Annotated in this window: 18 protein-coding genes; 15 read left to right on the forward strand and 3 right to left on the reverse strand. The window is 56.2% G+C overall.

The window, feature by feature from the left end:
• Positions 1-2: 2 nt before the first annotated feature.
• A complete protein-coding gene (locus B9L19_RS05220; protein ID WP_047752728.1) occupies positions 3-1,127 on the reverse strand; it encodes an IscS subfamily cysteine desulfurase in 1,125 nt (374 codons plus the stop codon).
• A 68-nt stretch (positions 1,128-1,195) separates the two neighbouring features.
• Between B9L19_RS05220 and nadB the strand changes: the two genes are divergently transcribed.
• The 15 genes from nadB (at position 1,196) to yajC (ending at position 14,897) form a co-directional block, all read left to right on the forward strand.
• Entirely contained in the window at positions 1,196-2,788 is a 1,593-nt protein-coding gene (gene nadB, locus B9L19_RS05225) for an L-aspartate oxidase (RefSeq protein WP_198527154.1), read from the forward strand.
• Positions 2,789-2,816: 28 nt separating this feature from the next.
• A complete protein-coding gene (nadC, locus tag B9L19_RS05230) occupies positions 2,817-3,647 on the forward strand; it encodes a carboxylating nicotinate-nucleotide diphosphorylase (RefSeq protein ID WP_047752730.1) in 831 nt (276 codons plus the stop codon).
• Between the two features lie 14 nt (positions 3,648-3,661).
• Positions 3,662-4,765 (forward strand): quinolinate synthase NadA, encoded by a 1,104-nt coding sequence (gene nadA, locus B9L19_RS05235; protein WP_025949352.1) that lies wholly within the window; start codon positions 3,662-3,664, stop codon positions 4,763-4,765.
• 158 nt (positions 4,766-4,923) lie between these two features.
• Complete coding sequence (gene safA, locus B9L19_RS05240) at positions 4,924-6,351, forward strand: SafA/ExsA family spore coat assembly protein (RefSeq protein ID WP_047752731.1); 1,428 nt, start codon at positions 4,924-4,926, stop codon at positions 6,349-6,351.
• Complete coding sequence (locus tag B9L19_RS05245) at positions 6,335-7,279, forward strand: phosphotransferase (RefSeq protein WP_047752732.1); 945 nt, start codon at positions 6,335-6,337, stop codon at positions 7,277-7,279. The genes safA and B9L19_RS05245 overlap by 17 nt, the downstream gene beginning before the upstream one ends.
• Before the next feature lie 34 nt (positions 7,280-7,313).
• Positions 7,314-8,054: an NAD(+) synthase gene (gene nadE / locus B9L19_RS05250; protein ID WP_047752733.1), complete on the forward strand. Its 741-nt coding sequence runs from the start codon at positions 7,314-7,316 to the stop codon at positions 8,052-8,054.
• A 115-nt stretch (positions 8,055-8,169) separates the two neighbouring features.
• Complete coding sequence (locus B9L19_RS05255; RefSeq protein ID WP_025949348.1) at positions 8,170-8,904, forward strand: YhcN/YlaJ family sporulation lipoprotein; 735 nt, start codon at positions 8,170-8,172, stop codon at positions 8,902-8,904.
• Positions 8,905-9,042: 138 nt separating this feature from the next.
• The gene (locus B9L19_RS05260; RefSeq protein WP_025949347.1) at positions 9,043-9,783 is read left to right on the forward strand and encodes a YebC/PmpR family DNA-binding transcriptional regulator; all 741 of its coding nucleotides are present in this window, start codon (positions 9,043-9,045) and stop codon (positions 9,781-9,783) included.
• Positions 9,784-10,001: 218 nt separating this feature from the next.
• Complete coding sequence (locus tag B9L19_RS05265; RefSeq protein WP_025949346.1) at positions 10,002-10,478, forward strand: intercompartmental signaling factor BofC; 477 nt, start codon at positions 10,002-10,004, stop codon at positions 10,476-10,478.
• A 104-nt stretch (positions 10,479-10,582) separates the two neighbouring features.
• The gene (gene ruvA / locus B9L19_RS05270; protein WP_025949345.1) at positions 10,583-11,167 is read left to right on the forward strand and encodes a Holliday junction branch migration protein RuvA; all 585 of its coding nucleotides are present in this window, start codon (positions 10,583-10,585) and stop codon (positions 11,165-11,167) included.
• A gap of 25 nt (positions 11,168-11,192) precedes the next feature.
• A complete protein-coding gene (gene ruvB, locus B9L19_RS05275) occupies positions 11,193-12,194 on the forward strand; it encodes a Holliday junction branch migration DNA helicase RuvB (protein ID WP_025949344.1) in 1,002 nt (333 codons plus the stop codon).
• Positions 12,191-12,397 (forward strand): DUF2905 domain-containing protein, encoded by a 207-nt coding sequence (locus B9L19_RS05280; protein ID WP_011232066.1) that lies wholly within the window; start codon positions 12,191-12,193, stop codon positions 12,395-12,397. Before ruvB ends, B9L19_RS05280 begins: the two co-directional genes overlap by 4 nt.
• A 15-nt stretch (positions 12,398-12,412) precedes the next feature.
• Positions 12,413-13,441, forward strand: a complete 1,029-nt coding sequence (gene queA / locus B9L19_RS05285) for a tRNA preQ1(34) S-adenosylmethionine ribosyltransferase-isomerase QueA (RefSeq protein ID WP_047752734.1) — start codon at positions 12,413-12,415, stop codon at positions 13,439-13,441.
• Positions 13,442-13,458: 17 nt separating this feature from the next.
• Positions 13,459-14,601 carry a tRNA guanosine(34) transglycosylase Tgt gene (gene tgt, locus B9L19_RS05290; protein WP_025949343.1) on the forward strand — a complete coding sequence of 381 codons (1,143 nt, stop codon included), beginning with the start codon at positions 13,459-13,461 and terminating at the stop codon, positions 14,599-14,601.
• A 23-nt stretch (positions 14,602-14,624) separates the two neighbouring features.
• Complete coding sequence (yajC, locus tag B9L19_RS05295) at positions 14,625-14,897, forward strand: preprotein translocase subunit YajC (protein ID WP_013144634.1); 273 nt, start codon at positions 14,625-14,627, stop codon at positions 14,895-14,897.
• Between the two features lie 368 nt (positions 14,898-15,265).
• Here the strand turns inward: yajC and B9L19_RS05305 are convergent, their stop codons facing one another.
• Positions 15,266-15,649, reverse strand: coding sequence for a TIGR04086 family membrane protein (locus tag B9L19_RS05305; protein WP_025949341.1), 384 nt, complete (start codon positions 15,647-15,649; stop codon positions 15,266-15,268).
• Positions 15,650-15,715: 66 nt separating this feature from the next.
• On the reverse strand, positions 15,716-17,278 hold the full coding sequence (gene spoVB, locus B9L19_RS05310; protein WP_025949340.1) for a stage V sporulation protein B: 1,563 nt from the start codon (positions 17,276-17,278) through the stop codon (positions 15,716-15,718).
• Positions 17,279-17,383: the final 105 nt, after the last annotated feature.

Raw genomic sequence — 17,383 nt, forward strand, 5'->3', positions numbered from 1 at the left:
TTTCATGCTGATGTTAGTCGCGCCAATGTGGAAACGAACTGGTCAATCTCTGCTTCGGTCGTGGCCGCGCCCAATGAGACGCGGATGAATTGCTTCGCTTCTTCAGGCGTTTTCCCGACGGCGAGCATCGTCTGCGATGGCGCCTGCAGCCCGACTTGGCAGGCGCTGCCGGTGGAAATGGCGATGCCGGCGCGGTTGCATTCAAGCATGATAAGCTGCCCTTCGTATCCAGCGACGGACAAACCGATAATATGAGCAAGACGGAAATCGGGATGGCCTTCCACCGCCACCGGCAGCTGTTTGGCGGCGATGGCGTGAAGCAATCGATTCCGCAGTCGTTCCAAACGCGACTGTTCGTCCGCCATTCGTCGATGGAGCTGCTGCGCGGCCGTAATGAAGGCGGCAATACCCGGTACGTTGACCGTTCCCGGCCGAAAACCAGATTCGTGCGTCGCTCCCGGGAATACCGGCTTCCAATGCCGGCGCGGGTTGATGTACACAGCGCCGACCCCTTTTGGACCGTACACTTTATGGGCGGAAACGGATAGGCTGTCCAGTCCTATCTTTTGAACATCTAGCTGTATTTTAGCAAAAGTTTGCACGCAGTCGCTATGAAAAAGGACGCGGTGCGCCCGCAGGAGGCGGCTGATATCGGCAAGCGGCTGAATCGTGCCGATTTCCGAGTTGGCGTGCTGGATGGAAGCAAGGATCGTCTTCGGCGTGATCGCCCGCTCCAAATCGGCAAGCCGAATGCGCCCGAAACGGTCGACGGGTAAATACGTGACCGTATATCCTTCTGTTTCCAGCTGTTTGAACAGGTGATGGAGCGAGGCATGCTCAATTTCGGTCGTGATCAAGTGGTTTCCCTTATGCCGGTAGGCGGCAGCGAGCGAACGGATTGCAAGCACGTTCGCTTCCGTTCCGCCGCTTGTGAAATAGATCCCTTCCGCTTCTCCGTTGATCATGGCGGCAAGTTCGCGCCGGCATAAGGCAAGCAGTTGTTTCGCTTTCGTTCCGATGTCATGCAAGCTGCTTTCGTTGCCAAAGTAAACGGACGCCGCTTCAGCGTAAGCGGCAATCGCCTCTTGGCACATTGGCGTCGTTGCCGCGTAATCCAAATAAATCATATTCCCCCGCCTTTGCATCATTTTTTCACCAAACCTCTTGCCATTAGTTTAAATATGTGTAAATATAGATGTCAAGACAGGTGGAAAGAAAGGGGTGTCCGCGAGTGAAGGAAGGTGGCGTGATTATCGTCGGAAGCGGGCTGGCGGCGTTAACGGTCGCGTATCATTTATCTGAGCTCGACCATGTGATGATATTCACGAAAAAGCGTTGCACCGACAGCAATTCATGGCGGGCGCAAGGAGGGGTGGCCGCGGCGCTGGCAGAGAGCGATGATTGGCGCGCTCATTTCCACGATACGATGGTCGCCGGCTGCTTTCATAACGATGAACGAATGGTCGAACGGCTCGTACGCGAAGGGCCGAGGCGGCTGCAAGAATGGATCAACGCCGGCTTGGCGTTTGATCGGGATGAACGCGGCCGGTTTTGTTTCGGCCTTGAAGGCGGGCATAGCCATCGCCGAGTTTTGCACGCCGGCGGCGATCAAACGGGCAAAGCACTCGTTTCATTTTTGCTTGAGCGGCTCGAGGGGCGCGTATGGATGGAAGAAGGCGAGCAGGTGATGGAGTTGCTTGTGGAAGAAGGGCGTTGCGTCGGGGTGAAAACGAAGCGGGAAGACGGTTCGGTGTCCATTTGGCCGGCGTCGGCCGTCGTGTTGGCGACCGGTGGATGCGCCGGATTGTATACGTTCACTTCCAATGCGCCGACGGCGACTGGCGACGGCATTGCCATGGCGTACCGCGCCGGTGCGGCGGTGGCGGATATGGAGTTTATCCAATTTCATCCGACGATGCTCATTGCCGGCGGAAAAGCGGTCGGACTCGTCTCGGAGGCAGTGCGCGGCGAAGGGGCGGTGCTTGAGGCGGAAGATGGAAGAGCGCTGATGGACGGCGTCCATCCGCTTCGCGATCTCGCCCCGCGCGACATCGTCGCCCGAGCGATCGCGGCGGAACTCGATCGCGGCGGCCGCGTCTATTTGAATATTTCCCGCGTGTCCCACTTCCGCCGCCGCTTTCCGACGATCGCCGCGCTATGTGAGGCCTATGGCGTTGACCTTGAAGCCGGCCGCCTTCCTGTCGCGCCGGGCGCCCATTTTTTAATGGGCGGCGTTGTTGTCAACGAGTGGGGGCAGACGACGGTGCCGGGCTTGTATGCCGTCGGGGAAGCAGCGTGCACCGGGGTGCACGGCGCCAACCGGCTTGCGAGCAACTCGTTGCTTGAAGCGATCGTCTTTGGGTTTCGTGCGGCCTGCGCCATCCGCCGTCAAGCGGCGTGGCCGGAAACGGCGCACCGGGCGGAGTCATCCAGCCCGCGTCGTTTGATTGCACCACGGCTGCCAGAGCGGGCGCTCATTCGCGAACAGCTGTCAACGTTTGTCGGCATCGTCCGCGACGGCGATCGGCTTCGCAAAGCGGTCGACTGGCTGGAACAGTTTTCGTTGCCGGATTGGCTGGATGGCGACCTTGAACGATTGTCGGCAGAGGAGATTGAAACAGGGTATATGCTGCTAGTGGGCTGGCTTGTCGCTTCATCAGCGCTTGGGCGTACGGAAAGCCGCGGCGGCCATTACCGGATCGATTTTCCGTGTGAACGCCCAAAGTGGCGAGGGCGGCGCCTCGTGCGGACGAAAGAAGAGTGGGCCCGCCTTGGGGCTGGGAGGTAAAGCGGCAAAGAAAACGGAGGGATGAAAGATGAACCGGTTGAAGCTCGAACAACTGTTGCGACAGTTTTTTCTTGAAGATATTGGCGATGGCGATGTGACGAGCGAGACGATTTTTTCGGCTCATGAACGGGCATCAGGCATGTTTATGGCCAAAGCGGACGGGGTGGTGGCCGGCGTCGGCATCATTGCGGCGGGCTATCAGCTGCTGGATCCGCGCATCGAGGTCACCATCATGAAACAGGACGGCGAACGGGTCCAAGCCGGCGAAACGATCGCCGTTGCATCCGGACCGGTCGGGCCGCTGTTGTCCGGTGAGCGCGTGATTTTAAACTTGCTGCAGCGGTTAAGCGGCATTGCCACCGTGACGCGAAAGGCCGTTGACTTGCTTGGCCATAGCTCCACACGCATTTGCGACACGCGGAAAACGACGCCGGGGCTGCGCATGCTTGAAAAATATGCCGTCACATGCGGCGGCGGCTACAATCATCGCTTCGGCCTGTACGACGGCGTCATGATTAAAGACAACCATATCGCCTTTTGCGGATCGATCGCCCGCGCTGTCAAAACGGTGCGAGAGCGGCTTGGGCATATGGTGAAAATCGAAGTGGAGACCGAGACGGAAGACGAAGTGCTCGAGGCGGTCGAGGCCGGGGCGGATGTCATTATGTTTGACAACCGGACGCCGGATGAGGTGCGGGCGTTCGTCCGGCTTGTGCCAAAGCCGATCATCACGGAAGCGTCGGGGGGAATTACGCTCGCCAATGTGGCGGCGTACGGCGCGACCGGAGTCGATTACATTTCGCTCGGATGTTTAACCCATTCCGCCCCGGCGCTCGATATCAGTTTCAATTTGCGATAATGGAGGGGAGAACCGTGAACGTCCTTGAACAGTTGAAACGGCTGGATGAGATGCCGGAATGGTATAAAACGATGGAACGAAGCGAGCTCGAAGCACGCGCCCGCGCGGTGAAAGAACGGTTCGGACGGCGCCTTTTCATCCCGGGCCATCACTACCAAAAGGATGAGGTCATTCAGTTCGCCGATGCGACCGGCGATTCGCTTCAGCTTGCCCAGCTCGCGGCAAAAAACAACGAAGCCGAATATATTGTGTTTTGCGGCGTCCATTTTATGGCGGAAACCGCCGATATTTTAACGAGCGACGACCAAACGGTCATGTTGCCGGACTTGCGCGCTGGCTGTTCAATGGCCGATATGGCCGATATTTTTCAAGTCGAGCGGGCATGGGCGGCGCTTATGGAGCGGTTTGGCGAGACGATCGTGCCGCTTGTGTACGTCAATTCGACCGCGGCGATTAAAGCGTTTGTCGGCCGCCATGGCGGAGCGACCGTCACCTCGTCGAATGCGAAAAAGATGATGGCTTGGGCGTTTTCACAGAAGGAACGGATTTTCTTTTTGCCGGACCAGCATTTAGGGAGAAATACAGCCTATGCGCTCGGCATCCGTCTTGACGAGATGGCGGTGTGGGATCCGCATGAGGAGGCGCTCCAAGGGGCGGACGATCTCGACAAGGTGAAAGTCATTCTTTGGAAAGGACATTGCTCCGTGCATGAAAACTTCACCGTGCGACAAATCGAGCATATTCGACGGATGAAGCCGGGAATCCATGTCATCGTCCATCCGGAATGCAGCTGGGAGGTCGTCCAGCAAGCCGACTACGCCGGTTCGACAAAATACATTATTGAAACGATCCGCAATGCTCCACCCGGCACCCAGTGGGCGATTGGAACGGAAATGAATTTGGTGAACCGGCTGAAGCATGAACATCCAGACAAAGAAATTGTTTCTCTCAATCCATATATGTGCCCGTGTTTAACAATGAATCGAATTGATTTGCCGCATTTCGTCTGGGCGCTCGAATCGCTTGAGCGAGGAGCGATCGTCAATCGCATCACCGTTCCGAAAGACATCGCCGCAGAGGCAAAAGAGGCGCTCGATCGCATGCTTTCGCTTGCCTAGCTTGTTCCCTGGCTTGACGAGGAGGGATCCTCGTTCGGTCAGGGATTTTTTTATCATAAATCAACGATCATCGTCATACATTGTGTTGAAAGACGATAACGGGAAACAAGCATCGGTTCGATCGAGCGTAAACAGTCTCGGTTTAGGAGGGGAACGGAGTGAAAATCCATATTGTCCAAAAGGGCGACACTCTTTGGAAAATCGCCCAAAAATATGGAGTGGATTTTGAACAATTGAAAAAAATAAATGGGCATTTGAGCGACCCCAATATGATTATGCCTGGAATGAAAATCAAAGTGCCGACAGCAGGGGTGCCGGTCAAAAAAGAGACGAAGGCGCCTGCGCCACCCAAAAAAATGCACGTAAAAGAGCACCCATACGCGGAGGCGAAACCGTTCGTCTCATTCCACATTGATGCCGAGCTTGACAATGCCCCGGAGGGAGAGGCAGCGGTAAACGAACTGGCGGGTAAGGCGCCGAAAGCAGTGGTAAAGAAAACACCCAAAGCAGTCGTAAAGGAAACACCGAAAGCGCCGGAGAAGAAGGCGGAGAGTGTGACAGTGAATGAAGCGCCGAACGTGTCGGTGAACGAAACGCCAAATGTACCCGTGAATGAAACGCCGAATGTGCCCATCAATGAAGCGCCAAAGGCACCGGCGGGTGAGGCGCCGAAAGCGGCGATGAACGAAGCGCCAAAGGCTGTCGAGAAAAAAGCACCAAAAGCACCGGCACAAGAAGCACCAAAAACGCCGAAAGCGGAGGCAAAAGAAGGGGCAAACGCGAAAGGCGCCTCTGTGCCACCGCTTGTGCATACGATTCCGCCGGTGGTCCCGCCTCCTCAGCTTTCGTTCGCTCAATCGCTGGCCTCTGTGCCGCCGATTCCGCCGAAGCCGAGCAATATTTTGCCCAACATGATGAAAGAGGAGGATCATGAAAGCCCAGCTGAATGGAAAGGGGAATCAGCGGCTGAGAGCGAAGACGCGCCGCCGCTGCCGAACATTCCATATGTTCCTGTCGCTCCGCCGACGGCCCCAACATTTGGAACTGACCAAGGATGTACGCCAGTGCCGCCAGTTTGGTCGGGATTTTACGCGCCGCCGCTTCCGGTCATGCCGCCGTCTTATCCGCCATCGGCTGCGCCGCCGGCCATTGAAAAAAGCGGCGAAAGTCCGGAAAACGGTTCAGCGCCGTTTTCCGGCATTCACGAAAGCAGCAGCGAATCATTAGAACCGCCGTTTTCTGGGCCCGGGGATGCCGCTCCGTTTGTCCCGCCGGCGGGGGGCGTTTTCCCACCGCCTGGCGCTGCAACGCCAGTTTATGCGCCGCCTGCGGCGTACACTTCGCCTGCCGGCTATCCGCCTTTTGGGTATGCGCCGGCCTATGCACCGCCCCCGTACTATGGAGGGTACGCCCTGCCGGCTCCATACGGATATGCGCCGCAGTCAGCGCCGCCGCTTCCGTGGCCAGGCGTCGTGTATCCGACAAGTCCAGCGGGATATTCGCCGCCATCCTACCCGCCGGTTGCCGGCCCCCGTTGGTTTAGCGAACCGCCGGATGAGGAGAGCGGGCATGGCGAGGAACAATAACCAAGTGAAAAGAGACGCCGCCGGCCGTCTCTTTTTTCTTCTTGACCGCCAATATCGGTTTGTGATTCAACAAGTTGTGGCATTGAAACCGCATGTCTTCGCCATTGCCGCCCGGCAAGGAATGTTTGTCGCCAAAGCGTATCGCGTTCCTGTTGCGGCCGCGCGGCACGCCTGGCTTCTTGCCGCATTAAGGAAGAACGGTTTTTCCGCCGCGCCGGCCCCGATGCCGATCGGGCGCGGAGGAGTGGTGGAAGCTGGCGGATGCTATTGGCTGCTGACGGAATATGTGGCCGGAGCGCGTCCAATCTCGTTTGCCGCTTGGGCTGACGCCGTTGACGGACTTCATTTGCTCGAACGTTACCATACCATAACGGCAAACATCGCCAGCAGCAAGCAGGAGGCGATGGGGCTGCCGCGTGCGCAGCTGTATGACAAATGGCGGCGCCGCTATGAGGAGTTTTGCCGACATTTGCCTGTTGTTGAAACGATCATGGACAAAGAAGACATTTTCTTTACGCTGAGCTGGGCGGATTACTGTCTATCAACGTGTCGCGAGCATGCTCCAGAGCTGGGGGCGGATTCTGCTGCCATCATTCATGGTGATGTCGCCTCCCATAATTTTTTGCGCACCGCAACCGGCCAGATGTATCTCATCGACTATGACGCGGCCGCTCTTGCCTCGCCCGGGCTTGACTATTGCCAATACGCCAATCGCCTCTTGCCGTATATCGGTTGGTCCTATTCAGCACTCGCCCGTTTCGCTCCGCTTCGCCGTTGGTTGGAAAAACGCTGGTTTTTGCATGCGCTCTTATTTCCGGCTGATGTGTTTCGCGAATGGCGGTCAGCCGCCGCGCGCCGCCGCCCCCTTGTGTTTGACCGCAAGCGGAGAGAACGGTTTGTCCGCCGCCTTTATGCTATGCTACAATGAAAAATGGAATCTTTGGAAAAGGAGTCGAGGACGGATGCAAGAAAAAATTGACAAACTCGTGCAATGGCTGCGTGACCAAGTCTCATCAGCCGGTTTAAACGGGGCGGTCGTCGGCATCAGCGGAGGCATCGACTCGGCGGTTGTCGCCCATTTGATTAAGCGTGCCTTTCCGGACGATTCGCTGGGGCTGATCATGCCTTGCAAAAGCAATCCGAAAGATATGGAAGATGCGCTGAAAGTGGTGAAAAGCTGCGGCATCCGGCATTTGGTCATCGATTTGACCGAGGCGCACCGGACGTTGTTTGGCGCGGTCGAGGCCGAGCTGAAAGCCATCGGGGAATGGAGCGAAGAGCGCGCGCGCCTCGGCGATGCGAATACAAGAGCGCGTTTGCGCATGACGACGTTGTATGCGGTCGCCAACAATTACGGCTATCTCGTCGTCGGTACGGACAACGCCGCCGAATGGCATACGGGCTACTTTACGAAATACGGTGACGGCGGAGTCGATGTAGTGCCGCTCCTTCACTTTACAAAAGGTGAAGTGCGCGAAATGGGCCGTCTGCTCGGCGTCCCGGAAGAAATTATCAAGAAAGCGCCAAGCGCCGGACTGTGGGAAGGGCAGACGGATGAAAGCGAAATGGGCACGACGTATGAAATGATCGATAAATATTTAAAAGGGGAAGAGATTCCAGAACGCGATCGAAACATTATTGAACGGCTTCATGAACGTTCGCATCATAAACGGCAGTTGGCGATTGCGCCGCCGAAGTTTTAGCTGTCACCTCGTTGGGTTGAACTGACAGCGATAAACCCCCCGCGTTTGCCGCAAGCTAAACGTAAGGCTGGCTTCATGCCAGCCTTGGGCGAAGGAAACCAAGGGGGGTTTTCCATTGAGATACGCGGTCAGATGGATCGGCGTGTTGTCGGTCGCCGGATTGCTTGCCTCATGCACCAACTACCGTGCGAATGAGGAAGGGGCGCAGCGTTATCATGATGCGGCGAGACCGATCGGTTTTTACTCGACGGAGCGAGGCGACGATTTCCGCTATGGCCGATACGGGACGAATGCGCTTAATTATGACAACCGTTATATATGGGAGCGCCGCGGTCCGGTCACCGATTATTTGACGGACGGCGGCCGCCTCGGAGGACCAGCAGCGACCCGGTTTGACACGGACGTTCCGGCTCTTCCGCCCGACGTCGATTTCGGTGACAGCGATTACAACTACCATGGGCATTTGCACTCGTTAAACGTCGATCCGCACCCGTCGTACTACCGAAGCTATGCCGGCGGTTTGGCTGAGAAGCTCTCCCGCCGCGCCGCAGCGGTGAACGGAGTCGACGATGCCCGCGCGGTTGTGTATGGCGATCAGGCGCTCATCGCGATTGCCACAGACGACCGTCATCCCAAGCTGCTTGAGAAGCGTGTCGAGCAAGCGGTCGCTCCGCACGCGGACGGCAAGCGGGTGCGCGTCACCTCGAATCCGAGCATGTACCACCGTATCCGCACGATTGACAACGCGCTTCGACGCGGGACTCCCATCAATATGGAAGAAATCCGCCGTGATTTGCGCACCATTTTTATCGATGGCACGATTCAAGAACGGCCGGAAAACACTCGGTGACAAACGAAAAAGGCGTCCCAAAAAAGCGGGGCGCCTTTTTTCATGGCTGCTCCTTCGCTGGAGTTTGGCTGACAATTTCCGCGTTTTTTGCTATAGTAATAGTCGGAACATTCCGTTGCGATGAGAGGAGAACTATCGATGGCTGGACATTCGAAGTGGAAAAATATCCAACGGCGGAAAAATGCTCAAGATGCCAAACGCGGCAAACTGTTCATGAAACTGGCGAAGGAAATTTATGTGGCCGCCAAAAGCGGCGGAGGCGATCCAGCGTCCAATCCGAGCCTGCGCCTTGTCATTGAGAAGGCGAAAGCGGCCAACATGCCGAGCGAAAACATTGAACGGGCGATTAAAAAAGCAACTGGAACCCAAGAACATACCAACTATGAGGAAATTCGCTACGAAGGGTATGGACCAGGCGGCGTTGCCGTCATGGTCGTTTGCCTGACGGATAATAAAAACCGCACCGCCGCCAACGTGCGTGCAGCGTTTTCGAAAAACGGCGGCAATTTAGGGGAAACGGGCTGCGTCTCCTATTTGTTCGAGCGCAAAGGGCTGCTTGTGATTGACCGCGAACAGCACAACGTTGATGAGGATGAATTGCTGCTGTTGGCCATTGAAGCGGGCGCCGAGGAGATGGAAACAACGGACGAATCGTTCGAAATTTATACAGCGCCCGAATCGTTTGAAATGGTGAAAGACGAGCTGGAACAGCAAGGATTCACGTTTGCGAGCGCGGAAATTACGATGATTCCCCAAACGTATACGACGCTTGAGGGCGACGATTTGAAAAAAATGCTGAAGTTGATCGATACGCTTGAAGATGATGATGACGTCCAAGAAGTGTACTACAATTTAGACGAATCGGTGCTTGAGGAGTAGCGACGTCCGCCGGCGGATTTTTTTGTACAAACGTTCGAAGGTCGTGGAACATAATGGAATATGATGATCGAGCGCCGTTGGCTCGAATCCCCGCCCCACTTTTTGGATCGGCGGCAGCTTGCTTGGCAAAAAAGCTGATGGATCAAGGAATAAAATGGCGTCCGCTGGTGAAACTAGTGGCGTAAAGGAACCATCATCCAAGAAGAGAGGAACAAACGATGCGAATTCTTTCCCTCATACTGTGGATCGCCGCCATCGTGTTGCCGGTTCATTCGGCCTCCGCCGCACCGGTCAAAATGACGATTGTGCTCGAGCGGCAATACTTGGACGGAGAGATGAGCGAAGAGAAAGTCACCGAAACCGTCGATTCGATGACAGAAATATGGAAAAAATATCGCGGTTGGCAACTCGTGACGCTCGATGATCAGACGATCGTGTTTCGCAAAACCATCAACGACATTTCGCCGTTGTTAAAAACAAACGGCTACTTCGGAATGACGGACGATGGCACGTTGTCTATCTTCAACGGCAAACCGGGCCGGTCGAGCGAAATCATTCAGTCGTTTTTTCAAATCGACGTGCAAAAGCTCGAAAGCCGTCAGCAAGAAAAGTTGAAGAAAGGAATTCGCGTCCTCTCGAAAGAGCGGTATGAACAAGTGATCGAAATGTACCGCCATTTTGCGGTCGTCCAATAAACGAAGAGAAAGCCCGTGGTGCAAAGCGCATCGCGGGATTTCTTTTTGCTATAATGAAATCATATGATACAATGAAAGGACGAAAAAAAGGAGAGGAGCATCCATTGATCGAGTTTATCCGTGGGTATGTCGATTACGTCTGCCCGGAATATATCGTCATCGACCATAACGGCATCGGCTACGAGATCTTTACGCCGAACCCGTTTGCGTTTCAGGAAAGCCGCGAGGCGGCGGTGACCGTCTATACATACGAATATGTGCGCGAAGATGTGCACGCCTTGTACGGGTTCCCAACACGCGAGGAGCGCAACTTGTTCGCCAAGCTGCTGCAAGTGTCGGGCATCGGGCCGAAAGGCGGCCTCGCCATTTTGGCGGCCGGGCGTCCTGATGAACTGGCGCGGGCCATCGAGGAAGAAAACGAGGCGTTTTTATGCAAGTTTCCAGGCGTAGGCAAAAAGACGGCTCGGCAAATGATTTTGGATTTAAAAGGGAAGCTCGGAGCGCTTGCGGCGCCGGCCGCTGCACGTTCGGCCGCACCGCTTTCCGGTGCGCTCGCCGAGGCGGTGGCGGCGCTCAAGGCGCTCGGCTACGCTGAACGGGAGATCGAGAAAATCATTCCGGCGCTCCGCGAAGAAGCGATGTCGACGGAACAGTATGTGAAGCGGGCGCTGGCGCTGCTTTTGGGATAAACAGCGGCCAAAGGGAGGGATGACGGTGGAGGAACGGCTTGTATCCGGGGAGGTCTTAAGGGAAGAGACTGCGCTTGAACCGAGTTTGCGCCCGCAATATTTGCATGAATATATCGGGCAAGATAAGATCAAAGAAAACTTAAAAGTGTTCATTGAAGCGGCCAAGCTCCGCGAAGAGACGCTCGACCATGTGCTGCTGTACGGACCGCCGGGGCTTGGGAAAACGACGCTCGCCGTGATCATCGCCAATGAAATGGGCGTCAAGCTGCGAGCGACATCTGGACCGGCGCTCGAGCGGCCGGGAGATTTGGCGGCGCTTCTCACTTCGCTTGAGCCCGGGGATGTGCTCTTTATTGATGAGATCCACCGGCTGCCGCGGGCGGTGGAAGAGGTGCTCTATCCGGCGATGGAAGATTATTGCTTAGATATCGCGATCGGCAAAGGGCCGGATGCGCGCACGCTTCGCCTCGACTTGCCGCCATTTACGCTCGTTGGGGCGACGACGAGAGCCGGGGCGCTGTCGGCGCCGCTTCGCGACCGGTTTGGTGTCATCAGCCGGCTCGAATACTATCACGTTGACCAACTCGCCCAAATCATTGAGCGGGCGGCGGCCATCTTGCAAATCGGCATCGAGCGCGAAGCGGCGCTTGAGCTTGCCCGTCGGGCGCGCGGCACGCCGCGCATCGCCAACCGTTTGCTGCGGCGCGTCCGCGATTTTGCGCAAGTGCGCGGAGAGGGGGAAATTACGTTGCCGCTTGCTGTCGAGGCGCTCGAACGGCTGCAAGTCGACCGGCTCGGGCTCGACCAAATCGACCATAAGCTGCTTTCAGCGATGATTGAAAAATTCGCCGGCGGCCCGGTCGGGCTCGAAACGCTGGCGGCCGTCATCGGCGAAGAAGCACAAACGATTGAAGAAGTGTATGAGCCGTACTTGATGCAGATCGGTCTCTTGCAGCGTACGCCGCGCGGGCGCGTCGTCACGCCGGCTGCGTACACCCATTTCGAAATGGAGGTTCCGAAGCGGTGAACAGCTTGCCAAAGTTGATCATGACGATCGGCGTTGTGCTCATCATGGTCGGGTTTGTCATGCAGTTTGTCAAACTCGGCCGCTTGCCGGGGGATATCGTCATCCGCAAAGGGAATATGACGTTTTATTTTCCCGTTGTGACATCCATCTTGCTGAGCGTTGTGTTATCGCTGATTTTTTACGTGCTCGGACGATTTCGCTGAAGGAAGGAGAACTGCATGAAAGTCGATTTGTTTGATTTTCATTTGCCGGAAGAGTTGATTGCGCAAACGCCGCTTCCAGACCGGGCGGCATCAAGGCTCATGGTGCTCGATAAACGAACGGGCGCCATTCGCCATGAAACGTTTCGCAACATTATTTCGTACTTGAATCCGGGCGACTGCCTCGTGTTAAACGATACGCGCGTCATGCCGGCGCGGCTTTACGGCGAAAAAGAGGAAACGGGCGGAACGGCCGAAGTGCTGCTGTTAAAGCAATTGGACGGCGACCGTTGGGAGACGCTCGTCAAGCCGGGAAAACGAGTCAAGCCAGGAACGAAACTCACCTTTGGCGAGGGGAAGCTTGAAGCCGTCTGCCTTGACACGCTCGAACACGGCGGGCGAGTGCTTGAGTTTTCGTATGACGGCCTGTTTTATGAAGTATTGGCCGAACTTGGGGAGATGCCGCTGCCCCCGTACATTAAAGAAAAGCTCGACGACCCGGAACGGTATCAGACGGTGTACGCCCGTGAAATTGGTTCGGCAGCGGCGCCAACCGCCGGTTTGCATTTCACCGAAGAGCTGCTTGACGCCATTCGCGAAAAAGGGGTGCATATCGTCTTCATCACCCTTCATGTCGGGCTTGGCACGTTTCGGCCGGTGCAAGTGGACGACGTCGAGAAGCACGATATGCACGCCGAATTTTATCAAATGAGCGAGGAAACGGCCGAGACGTTAAACCGCGTCCGGGAGCAGGGCGGCCGCATCATCGCCGTCGGCACGACGTCGACACGGACGCTCGAGACGATCGCCGGCAAACATAACGGCCGATTTGTTGCAGAAAGCGGCTGGACCGACATTTTCATCTATCCGGGCTATGAGTTCAAAGGGATTGATGGGCTGGTGACGAACTTCCACCTGCCGAAATCGACGCTCATCATGCTCGTGAGTGCGCTCGCCGGGCGCGAAAATATTTTGCACGCGTATCAAGTAGCGGTCAAAGAGCGATACCGCTTTTTCAGCTTCGGCGATGCGATGCTCATTATTTAAGAAAGGAGACGAGCACGTTGACGACACCGATTCGCTTTGAACTGATCAAAACGTGCCGGCAGACGGGCGCTCGCCTTGGCATCCTCCATACGCCGCACGGCTCGTTTGAAACGCCGATGTTTATGCCGGTCGGGACGCTCGCCACGGTCAAGACGCTGTCGCCGGAAGAGCTGAAGGAAATGGGGGCCGGCATCATTTTAAGCAACACCTATCATCTTTGGCTGCGCCCGGGGCATGACATTGTCGCGGAAGCGGGCGGGCTGCATGCGTTTATGAATTGGGACCGCGGCATTTTGACCGACTCCGGCGGCTTTCAAGTGTTTAGCTTAAGCGAATTCCGCCGCATCGAGGAAGAAGGCGTCCATTTTCGCAACCATTTAAACGGCGATCAGTTGTTTTTATCGCCGGAAAAAGCGATGGAAATTCAAAATGCGCTTGGCGCCGACATCATCATGGCGTTTGATGAGTGCCCGCCGTATCCGGCGACGTATGAATACATGAAACAGTCCATCGAGCGGACGAGCCGTTGGGCGGAGCGCTGCTTGAAGGCGCACCGCCGCCCGAATGAGCAAGGGCTGTTTGGCATCGTCCAAGGCGGCGAGTATGAGGAGTTGCGCCGGCAGAGCGCCCGCGATTTAGTGTCGCTCGACTTTCCTGGCTATGCGGTCGGCGGGTTGTCGGTCGGCGAGCCGAAAGAGGTCATGAATCGGGTGCTCGAGTTTACGACGCCGCTTCTTCCGGCGGACAAGCCCCGCTATTTAATGGGCGTCGGTTCGCCGGATTCGCTCATCGACGGGGCGATCCGCGGCATCGACATGTTCGATTGCGTGTTGCCGACGCGCATCGGCCGCAACGGGACGGTGATGACGAGCGAAGGACGGGTGGTGATCAAAAATGCCCAGTACGCTCGCGACTTCTCGCCGCTCGATCCGAACTGCGACTGCTACACGTGCCGGAACTATACGCGCGCGTACATCCGCCATCTCATCAAATGTGATGAAACATTTGGCATCCGCCTCACGTCTTACCATAATGTCTATTTTTTGATAAAATTGATGAAGCAGGTGAGACAAGCGATCCGCGAAGATCGACTCGCCGATTTCCGTGAGGAATTTTTCGAACGCTACGGCTTCAATAAGCCGAATGCCAAAAACTTTTGACGGCCGGAAAGGAGGGGGATTGCATGAACGCAACGATCGCCAATTTGCTGCCGATTGTGCTGTTTTTTGTGATTTTCTACTTTTTGCTCATTCGCCCGCAGCAAAAACGGCAACGCGCCATCCAGCAAATGCAGGCGAATTTGAAAAAAGGCGATAAAATCATCACGATCGGTGGATTGCATGGCATCATCGACTCGGTCGATGAGGACAAAATCATCGTTCGCGCCGGCGACGGCACGCGACTGACGTTCGACCGCTCCGCAGTGAGAGAAGTGGTGGCGGAAAGCAAGGCGTAGCGAAAGCGCGGCCATCGGCGTCTAAGCTTGAGCGCCGATTTGAACGGCGGTGCGAAAAGCGCGAGCGAGACGCCATCTCGTTTTGTGCCATCGCGCTCTTCAACACAAAAGGTGTCCCGTTTGCTTGGAGGACACCTTTTGCTTTTGCGCTCGTTTGTCGCCGACTTGAACGGGGCGACTAACATCGCCAACGCGATTTCGGGCTTGAGCGCCTAGCGCACGGGTCATAGGTGCGCCGCCCATTGAGGTACAGGCTAACCCGGTGGGACGGGGTGATGACACTCTCCTAAACTTGGGCGTTGTCTGAACTAGAAATGGATGAGGGCGCAGACGCCCCAAGAATCCCACGCCTTTAAGCGTGTGGAGTGTCAAGTCCGTTCATGGCGCGACGATGACAAATTGACCCCGACGATGCCGCCTAAGGAAGCAGCAGCGAAAAAGGCAAGGTGGTATAGCCATTGTTCAACGGTAAACGATTTTTCCATGCCAAGAAATTGAAACAAAAAGATGATCGCTGTAAATGAGAGGCCGGTCAGCCCGCCGGCGAGCCATCCTTTTTCTTGGCTTTTTCCGCCGGCGACAACGCCGCCGATAAACAGCGAGACAACCGAGGCGGCAAACACGATCCAGGTGAGCGACGATTCGTGAATGTCCGTCCATTTGAGCAACAACGAAAACATGAAGCTGACAAGCGCCGCCAACACAAAAATGGTGGCGATTCCATACACCAGTGCGCTGCCAAGCCTTGACACCGCGATCCCTCCTTGGTCCAAACGCTTTTTACCACAATATATTCACCGCTGGACAGGTTTAGACGTTTATTTTCGCTTGTTTTTGCCGGCCAGCCAGTGCAGCCCCGGAAGGTAGACGAGCTCTTCGCGCCGGATGAGCCGGAACAGAACGAGGCAGGCGGCATATAGGGCGGCTGTCGCGGCCATGGCAAGCAGCGTCCAAAACGGTGTGGGCACGGCCAAAAGCGGATGGCGGGAGAGCGCATAGCCGATTGCGCCCGCAGCGATGATGGCGCCAAGCGCTTTGATGTACTCGCGCGCATCGATGGAAAAAGACACCGCCTTGATGACTGTGGCAAAGTGAAGCAACGTCACAAGAACGGTGCTGACGGCAGTCGCCAGTGCCGCGCCCATAATGCCCAAACTTGGACGGGAAGCAAGGACGAAGATGCACACGAGCTTCACCATCGCTCCGATCAAGCTGTTCATCATGGCGGCGTTCGCCAAATCCAGCCCTTGCAAGACCGCCTGCAACGGGCCTTGGAAATAATACAATAAGAAAAACGGAGCCATCACCTGAATAAAAATCGCGGCTTCACTTGTGCCGTACATCCAGCGCATGAGCGGCTCGGCGAACAAGTAAAGAACGACGGTGGAAAGGCCGCCGGTGACAAGCGACAGGCGCATCGCCTGGGCGATGCGATATTCGACGAGCAACGGCTTGCGCTGCGCCATCGCTTCACTGATGGCCGGCACAAGCGCGGTCGAAAGCGCGTACGTAATAAACGACGGCAACGTCAACAATGGCAGCGCGTAGCCGACAAGCTGTCCGTATTGCCTCGTGGCAGTGGAGGCGGCGATGCCGGCCAATGCCAAGCTGTTGGCGACAACGATCGGTTCGAAAAACCAAGAAAGCGAGCCGATCAAACGGCCGCCGGTCGTCGGCAAGGCAATGCGCATGAGGCGGACGAACGTCTCTTTGCCGGCTTGGACGTAGTGAAAAAACTTTGTCCGCAGGCGAATCGATTTTTTAACCTTAAATAAAAACAGCAAATACAATAACGCTGCCAGCTCGCCGAGAACGGAAGACGCCATGGCGCCGGCGGCGGCATACTCGACGCCGTACGGCAAAAGCGGCTGTGTGCATAAGGCGATCAGGCTGATGCGGACGATTTGTTCCAACAAGAGCGAATAGGCGTACGGTTTCATTTGCTGCCGCCCTTGAAAGTAGCCGCGCAGCACCGAAGAGATGGCGACGATCGGCACAATTGGAGCGATGGCAAGAAGTGGATAGTACGTGCGCGGGTCGGTGAACATCGTTCGGGAGAGCCATGGCGCAGCAGCGATCAACGCCGGCAGAAGCACGATGCTTAGCACGCCGGTGGTGGCCAGCGACACGACGAGAATTTGTTTCACCCGCTGCCGGTCGCCGGCCGCCTCTGCTTCGGCGACGAGTTTGGAAATGGCGACCGGCAGCCCGATTTGCGTCGCGGTAATCGCTAAAACGAGCGTCGGCACGGCCATCATGTACAGCCCGACTCCTTCATCGCCGATCATGCGGGCGACGACAATTCGGTTGATAAAGCCGAGGATTTTCGTAACAAAACCGGCAACGATTAAAATGACCGTACCTTGTAAAAATTTAGACATTGTCTTCCCCCGCCTTCTCAAATGCCTCCATCTTTTATACAATATATGCAAGGCTCATGGCCAAGCATGACAAGATTGGCAGGCGGCAATGGATACAAGGGGGGA

It is taken from the genome of Geobacillus thermocatenulatus, from assembly GCF_002217655.1.
Taxonomy (GTDB): Bacteria; Bacillota; Bacilli; order Bacillales; family Anoxybacillaceae; genus Geobacillus; species Geobacillus thermocatenulatus.